The organism is Kitasatospora sp. NPDC001159 (assembly GCF_053598235.1).
This window is the reverse complement of sequence record NZ_JBSFJV010000016.1, coordinates 111,884-117,883: the sequence shown is the minus strand read 5'-3', so window position 1 is coordinate 117,883 and position 6,000 is coordinate 111,884. Positions and strand designations below refer to the sequence as shown.

Below are 6,000 nucleotides of genomic sequence, written 5' to 3'. Positions count from 1 at the left end.
CCAAAAATTTTTTTTTAATTACCCGCCCACCACCTATATATACACGCTATTAAAAACACTCTTCCCCAACCCCACGCTCTTCCTATCTCGGCGCCTGGCCGGGTGGCCAGGCGCCGCACCTGCCATTGTGTCGCAACCTGGTTGGGGGCCCAGGCGCGTGAGTCTGGACGCCGCTGGCAGCCGAGCCGTGTGGTGTTGCGGCGTTGTGAGCCGGGCGAACGGCGATAAGATTGTCCAAGTCGGTCGCCTGGCTTCCGGGCCTAGGCTGCTGCTCGACCTGTGTGACGCCAGGAGCGGCACGGTAGCGAGGTCTCCTGTGAAACGCGGAGTCCCGCACAGCGCTGGTGCGCGGGCCAAGTTGCTGCCCGCGCTGCCTGCTCTGCTGCTGTTCGTCGGCCTGCTCATCGGCCTCTTCACACCCCGTGATGTCAGACCGGATGCCTTCCTCGCCACCGCCATGGTCGCTGCCGCCGCGCTGCTACCCCTGTGGGGGACCGTGCTCACCGGAGTGGCCGCCTGCGCCGTCTTCGTCGGCCTCATGGTGGACTTCAATGCGCTGCGGGATGCGACCGCCTACTCTGAGCTGGCGAATCTCGTGGCGATTGCGGTATTCGCCGTCTGCCTCAACCGCCTGCTGGGCCGACGCGCCCATCAGCTGGTGCAGGTCCGCTCGGTGGCTGAGGCCGCCCAGCTGGCGGTGCTGCATCCGGTACCACGCCACCTCGGCCATGTCACGCTCGAGAGCCTCTACCTGGCCGCCGCGGCGGAGGCCCGGAGGCGGAGGCCCGGATCGGCGGCGACCTGTACGAGGCGATACACACCCCGCACGGCGTACGGCTGCTCATCGGCGACGTACGCGGCAAGGGCCTGCTCGCGGTGCAAACAGCCGCAGCGCTCCTCAGCGCCTTCCGCGAGGCTGCCCACGACGCGCCCGACCTGCCCCACCTCGCGTGCCGTCTGGAGACGAGCATGAGCCGCCACGCCTCCCAGTACCCGGGGGTACCGGGCTCGGAGATCGCTGAACGTTTCATCACCGTGCTCCTCGCCGAGATCCCGGACGACGAAACGGTCGTCCGGACCGTCACCTGCGGGGTCCGCCAGCTGCAGCCCACCGCCCCCTCGCCGCCGCTCAACCTGGGCATGCTGGCGAGCAACGGGTACCACGTCGACCCCTTCCACCCCGGAGACCAGCTCCTGCTGTACACCGACGGGGTCACAGAGACCCGCGACCGATCCGGCGCCTTCTACCCCCTCGCCGAACGCATCCGACAAGGAGGGTCTCGCGTTCGTCGGCCTTGGCCCCGGTCAGAGCGAAGGCGATGGGCAGGCCCTGAAGGGTGCAGACCAGGTGCAGGCGCAGACCCCAGAAGAAGCGGCTGTGGCTGGCGCAGTAGCCGTATTCGGCCCAGCCTGCCAGGTCGGAGCGTTTGACGGTCTCGCGGGAGCGGCCGCATTCCACCGGGGTGGAGTCCACGACCCATACGTCGTCGCTCCACACCGAGGTGGCGGTGGCCAGGAGACGGTTGACGCTTCGCATCAGACCGGCGGCCTTGCGCAGCCGCTTGTTGTAGCCGGGCTGCTGGGGCAGGCAGGGGAAGAGGTGGCGCAGGTGGGCACGGGCATGGCGGAGCCATTTGGCCTCGGAGGTGTAGCCGAGTATGGCCTGCATTGTGGCGAGGGTGACCAGTTCGGCATCGCTCAGGCGGGGCGTAATGCCGACCGGCGGGCGCCCCGGCGCCAGGTCGGGATGCTCCTTCAGCATGTCGTCGGTCGTCGCATAGAGTGCTGTCGCGAGGGTGTCCACGTCGTTCGTCATAAAACGATCTTGGACACCCTCGTTCTCGTCTCCGCAGGCACCCCTTGGACCACACCACCAGGAGGAACCAGTGTCACACCCGCAACTGCTCACCCCCGAGGAGAAGCTCGCCGACGCGAAGAAGCTGTTGAGCCTCCCGCGTATCGTCGTGATCTGCGGCTCCACCCGCTTCATGACCGAGATGAACGAGGTCGATCTGCGGGAGACCAAAGCCGGAAAGATTGTCGTCAAACCGGGCTGTGACATGAAGTCGCTGCACGAACTTTGGTCCGATCCCGTCGAGGCCGAGGCACTGAAGGCTCGACTCGACGATCTGCACCGGGCGAAGATCCGGCTCGCTGATGAGGTGCTCATAGTCGGCGACTACATCGGAGACAGCACCCGAGCCGAAATCGCCTACGCCCGGTCGCTGGGCAAGCCCGTGCGGTTCACGCACCCCGAAGTCGACCCCGACGCCTGACCGCCCACCCCCACACCCTCCGCAGGCACCCCTTGGAATTGATCATCTAGGACGGATCCCGGCGTGCGCGCAGGCTCACCCGGACGCCCGCCCGAACGCCTGGCCGACGACGTCCGGCAGGCCGCCGCCCTCTGTCCGGCCCAGGCGACCCGGGTGGACGAACGGGAGAAGCAGAAGGACGAGAAGTGGAGCGAATCGTCATCGTCGGGTCCCCGGCCCCGGCCGCGGGCCTGCGCCGTCAGCTGTTCTCCTGCGGCCGGGCGTCGACAGTGGTCGGCGCGGTGGCCCGCGCATACGCGGCGGCGCGGATCTGGGAGGGACCGCAGGCCCAGACCATGATCCGGCCACCGGTCCGAGCCACCGGGCGGTCCCAGAGCGCGCGGACCAACCAGGGCCGGCACACGGAGAGTTCAGCCCTGGCCCAGTCCGGAAGCAGGTCGGTCGCCGCGTTCGTCAGCATCCGGACGGCAGCACGTTCGCGACGGCTGCGACCGAAGCCGCGCAGGAGTCGGAGCACCTCCAGGGCGGGCGGCGTGACCCGCAACTCGGGCCGGATCCGGGCCAGGTAGCCCGCCACCTCGGCGCGCGACGCGGGTATCGAGGTGGCGCCCAGCCGTTCGGCGACGCGGGCGGCCTCGGCGTAATAGCGATCGCACTCGGCGGCGCTCAGCGGGGTGGCGGAGAAGGCCTGGTAGCCGGTCAGAAAGCAGTGCACCTCGGCGGTGTGCACCCAGGTGAGCAGCTCGGGATCGTCGGCACGGTAAGGACGGCCGTCCGGCGTGGTGCCGCGGATCCACGGGTGGATCTTCCGCACGCCCGCTATCGCCTCCTCGGCCGCCGCCGTCGATCCGAGCGTGGTCGTGGTGACGAAGCGGGCCGTCCGGTTGAGCCGGCCGGTCGGATCGATCCGGAAGTCGGAGTGCGCGTCGACGGCGGCCATCGCCACCGGGTGCAGGGACTGCAGCAGCAGGGCCGCGAAGCCACCCGCCAGCATCCCGGCCGGGTGTCCGTGCACCCGCCACACCACGCTGGCCGGGCCGTACAGGCCTGGGTCCCCGGCCGGACGGTCGTAGCGCTCCAGGTACAGGTCCTGCCCGTGCACGGTGGCATTGATCTCGGCCAGCAGGCGCAGCCGCAGCCTGGCGAGCGGCGTTCGCCGCCCGGTTCCACCGGTTCCCGACCCGACCACGCCCGACCCCCTCGCTCCAGGCCACCACAGTACCGACGGGATCCCCTGTCGGTGCAGGAGCGACGACCGTTCGTCCAAGCGCTGGAGCTGTTCCGGGCCGTGGCGGGATGACCGGCAGCCGGGAGCCACGGTCACTGGCAGCGTCCTCACCCTCGCTGCCGCCCACTCCACCACGCCTGTGTGACACCCACGCGCGGTGGGCGGCGATGCGGTCGCGGCACCAGGCGTGCGCCCAGGCAGCGCGACGCCACGCCGATCACTCGCTCGGAGCCCCACCGGTGGGCCAACTCCAGCTCCGCAGTGGCCAGCTGGAGCGCATCCGTCCGTTGTCCGAGCGCCAGGTGCAGCAGCGCCGCCCGCGACCGCCAGGGCGCCATGGACAGGTTCGAGACCTGGGCCCGCCTCTCCTGCGCACCGCACTCCAGCAGACGGGCAAGGGCGGCGGCCGGATTGCCGCGATCGACGTGCAGGCGGCTGCGGACCCGCAGCGCCCCGCTCCCCGGGCCTCCGAACCGGGCCATCACCCGCAGGGCCTGGCCATGCCGGGCGAGCACCGCGCGCGCCTCCCCCTGCAGGGCCGTCCCCGCCTCGGTGGCACGCGCCCCGGTGCCGCCGCGCACCAGCGCACCAGCGGCTTCACCACCACCTGCCGCTCAAGCCCGCCGACCGTTCGGGACAGGGCCGGCTGGCTCACGTGCAGACGCCGCGCCGCCGCCGACAGCCCGCCCTCCTCCACCGCTGCCACGAACGCCCGCAGCTCCCGCAACTCCGTGCCCCCATGCCTCCACGCCGTCCGCAGCGTGTCACGCTCCGCTCAGCCGAGGGGGGCGCTGCGACCACCTCGTCCGCTGTTCCGATGTGTCGGCCGTCCGGGTGACATGGGAGGGAGATCCGTGGTGTCCGGGGCTACTGCGGGTACGGCGCTGCGCATGACCGGAATCGCACTCACGAGCACGGCCTTCCACGACCACGGCGCAATCCCTCGTCGCCACAGTGGGGAGGGAGAGGACGTCTCGCCCCCGCTGGCCTGGTCGGGAGTACCAGACGGTGTGGAGGAGCTGGTGCTGCTCTGCGAGGACCCCGACGCGCCCGGCGGCACCTTCCTGCACTGGCTGGTCACCGGAATCACCCCGACCAGCTCCGGTGTGTTGGAGGGGGCCGAGCCCCAGGACGGGCGGCAGTGGCCCAATGGCTTCGGAAGGTCCGGCTGGGGCGGCCCCATGCCACCCCCCGGCCGGCCGCACCGCTATGTCTTCCGCCTGTCCGCCGTCTCCGAACCGCTGCCCCTCCACGGCCGCCCGAACTCCGAGACCGTACACCGAGCCTTGAAGGGCAGAGAGCTGGCCGCCGGCAAACTCACCGGCACCTATCAACGCTGACCGCACCGGAAAAAATCTCGGCCCAAAACCCCGCCGCGCCGCAAGTGACGCAGCGTCGCACGCCGAGGGCCGCCCGAAGTGGCGGGAGGGGAAGCGGCCGAAGCCGGTGGTCGTGCCGCAGCGGATGTGGTCCTCGACTCGGGCGTGAGAGCGGTGGCGGACCTCCAGGTATTGGATCGAGCCGCCGCCGACGGGCGTGTCGGTGAGGAAAACCTGGTGGCGCATGCCTTCGTCCTGGTCGAACAGGGACAGCTGGGCGCCTGGGTGGGGACGCTCGCGGCGGACGATGATGCGGGTGCCGTCCGGGTATCCGGTGAGGTCGACCAGGCCGGTCAGTTCAGCGACCTCGGCGCTGGCACGGAGGGTGCCGTCCTGTTCCAGGGCGGGGTGCCAGACCTGGTCGGGTAGGACCCGGATGGCGTTGCGGACCTGTTCGGTGACGGCGTGTCCGACGGAGAAGGTGGTCTGGATGCCTCGCTGTCGCAGGGCGCGCAGGTGGGCGAGGAAGGCTCTGGCGCTGCCGGCGCTGTCGGCGCGGATGAGGACCGGGGTGCCGTGGCGGTGAGCGTCGGGAATCCGCGCGAGGGCCGCGTCGATGACCGTGATGTGATCCGCGGCGGTGTTCGCCCCGGCGTTGCCCGGTCGCAGGAGGCCGGCCAGGGCCTCGCCGGTGTTGTCCAGGAAGCAGAGCATCGGGTGGTAGCCGAAGCCGCGTTTGTAGGTGGCGGCGGACTGTTCCTGCGGCGCGGGCCGGCGGTATCCCGTCCCTGGTCTCGGCGGTCTGCTGCCAGGCGACCTCGCGGGCAGCGGCCCGGGCTGCCCGCAGTGCGTTCAGGTTGTCGGTGTCGATGCCCGCCAGAACGCGCCAGGCGGTCGGGGTGGAGGCGACCGGGCCGAACACATCGCGCTGATCGCGCAGCACGGCCAGGTCCCGGATCGCTTCGCCTCCGTCGGCGAGCATGACCGCGAGGACGCGACCCCGGATGAAACGCGCAGGCTAGTTGGTGGGTGACTGCGCCGGTTCAGGCCTGCCCGGTCGGGGCGGTGTGCCGTGCCGTGCCGTGCCGCGCAAGGCTCCGCCGCGACGTCGTTCGTGCGGCGCTGTCCGTGCTCGCAGTAGAACGCCCGCGAGTAGCAACCGGTCAACGCCGCCGCC

The 6,000-nt window shown here is 70.7% G+C and carries 6 protein-coding genes and 3 pseudogenes; 4 read left to right on the top strand and 5 right to left on the bottom strand.

Annotated features, from left to right (window positions below):
- The first annotated feature begins 358 nt into the window (after positions 1–358).
- Together ACWC9T_RS11420 and ACWC9T_RS11415 are read left to right on the top strand one after the other, a co-directional pair.
- Positions 359–973, top strand: coding sequence for a hypothetical protein (locus ACWC9T_RS11420; protein ID WP_449820820.1), 615 nt, complete (start codon positions 359–361; stop codon positions 971–973).
- Positions 877–1,209, top strand: a pseudogene (locus ACWC9T_RS11415) (SpoIIE family protein phosphatase); the annotation flags it as partial. The gene ACWC9T_RS11420 and the pseudogene ACWC9T_RS11415, both read left to right, overlap by 97 nt.
- 61 nt (positions 1,210–1,270) lie before the next feature.
- Here ACWC9T_RS11415 and ACWC9T_RS11410 read toward each other — a convergent pair.
- Positions 1,271–1,816 (bottom strand): annotated as a pseudogene (locus tag ACWC9T_RS11410) (transposase); the annotation flags it as partial.
- 70 nt (positions 1,817–1,886) lie between these two features.
- On the opposite strand from ACWC9T_RS11410, the gene ACWC9T_RS11405 reads away from it, so the two are divergent.
- Positions 1,887–2,276: a hypothetical protein gene (locus ACWC9T_RS11405; protein WP_449820814.1), complete on the top strand. Its 390-nt coding sequence runs from the start codon at positions 1,887–1,889 to the stop codon at positions 2,274–2,276.
- Between the two features lie 238 nt (positions 2,277–2,514).
- Here ACWC9T_RS11405 and ACWC9T_RS11400 read toward each other — a convergent pair whose 3' ends face one another.
- The 3 genes from ACWC9T_RS11400 to ACWC9T_RS11390 all read right to left on the bottom strand — a co-directional run bounded on the left by ACWC9T_RS11400 (position 2,515) and on the right by ACWC9T_RS11390 (position 4,231).
- Positions 2,515–3,465 (bottom strand): oxygenase MpaB family protein, encoded by a 951-nt coding sequence (locus ACWC9T_RS11400; RefSeq protein ID WP_449820813.1) that lies wholly within the window; start codon positions 3,463–3,465, stop codon positions 2,515–2,517.
- A 146-nt stretch (positions 3,466–3,611) separates the two neighbouring features.
- On the bottom strand, positions 3,612–4,085 hold the full coding sequence (locus ACWC9T_RS11395; protein WP_449820819.1) for a hypothetical protein: 474 nt from the start codon (positions 4,083–4,085) through the stop codon (positions 3,612–3,614).
- Entirely contained in the window at positions 3,986–4,231 is a 246-nt protein-coding gene (locus ACWC9T_RS11390; RefSeq protein ID WP_449820812.1) for a helix-turn-helix domain-containing protein, read from the bottom strand. Before ACWC9T_RS11390 ends, ACWC9T_RS11395 begins: the two co-directional genes overlap by 100 nt.
- Before the next feature lie 163 nt (positions 4,232–4,394).
- Between ACWC9T_RS11390 and ACWC9T_RS11385 the strand changes: the two genes are divergently transcribed.
- Positions 4,395–4,844, top strand: coding sequence for a YbhB/YbcL family Raf kinase inhibitor-like protein (locus ACWC9T_RS11385; RefSeq protein ID WP_449820811.1), 450 nt, complete (start codon positions 4,395–4,397; stop codon positions 4,842–4,844).
- A gap of 75 nt (positions 4,845–4,919) precedes the next feature.
- Here the strand turns inward: ACWC9T_RS11385 and ACWC9T_RS11380 are convergent.
- A pseudogene (locus ACWC9T_RS11380) lies at positions 4,920–5,814 on the bottom strand (transposase); the annotation flags it as partial.
- Between the last annotated feature and the right edge of the window lie 186 nt (positions 5,815–6,000).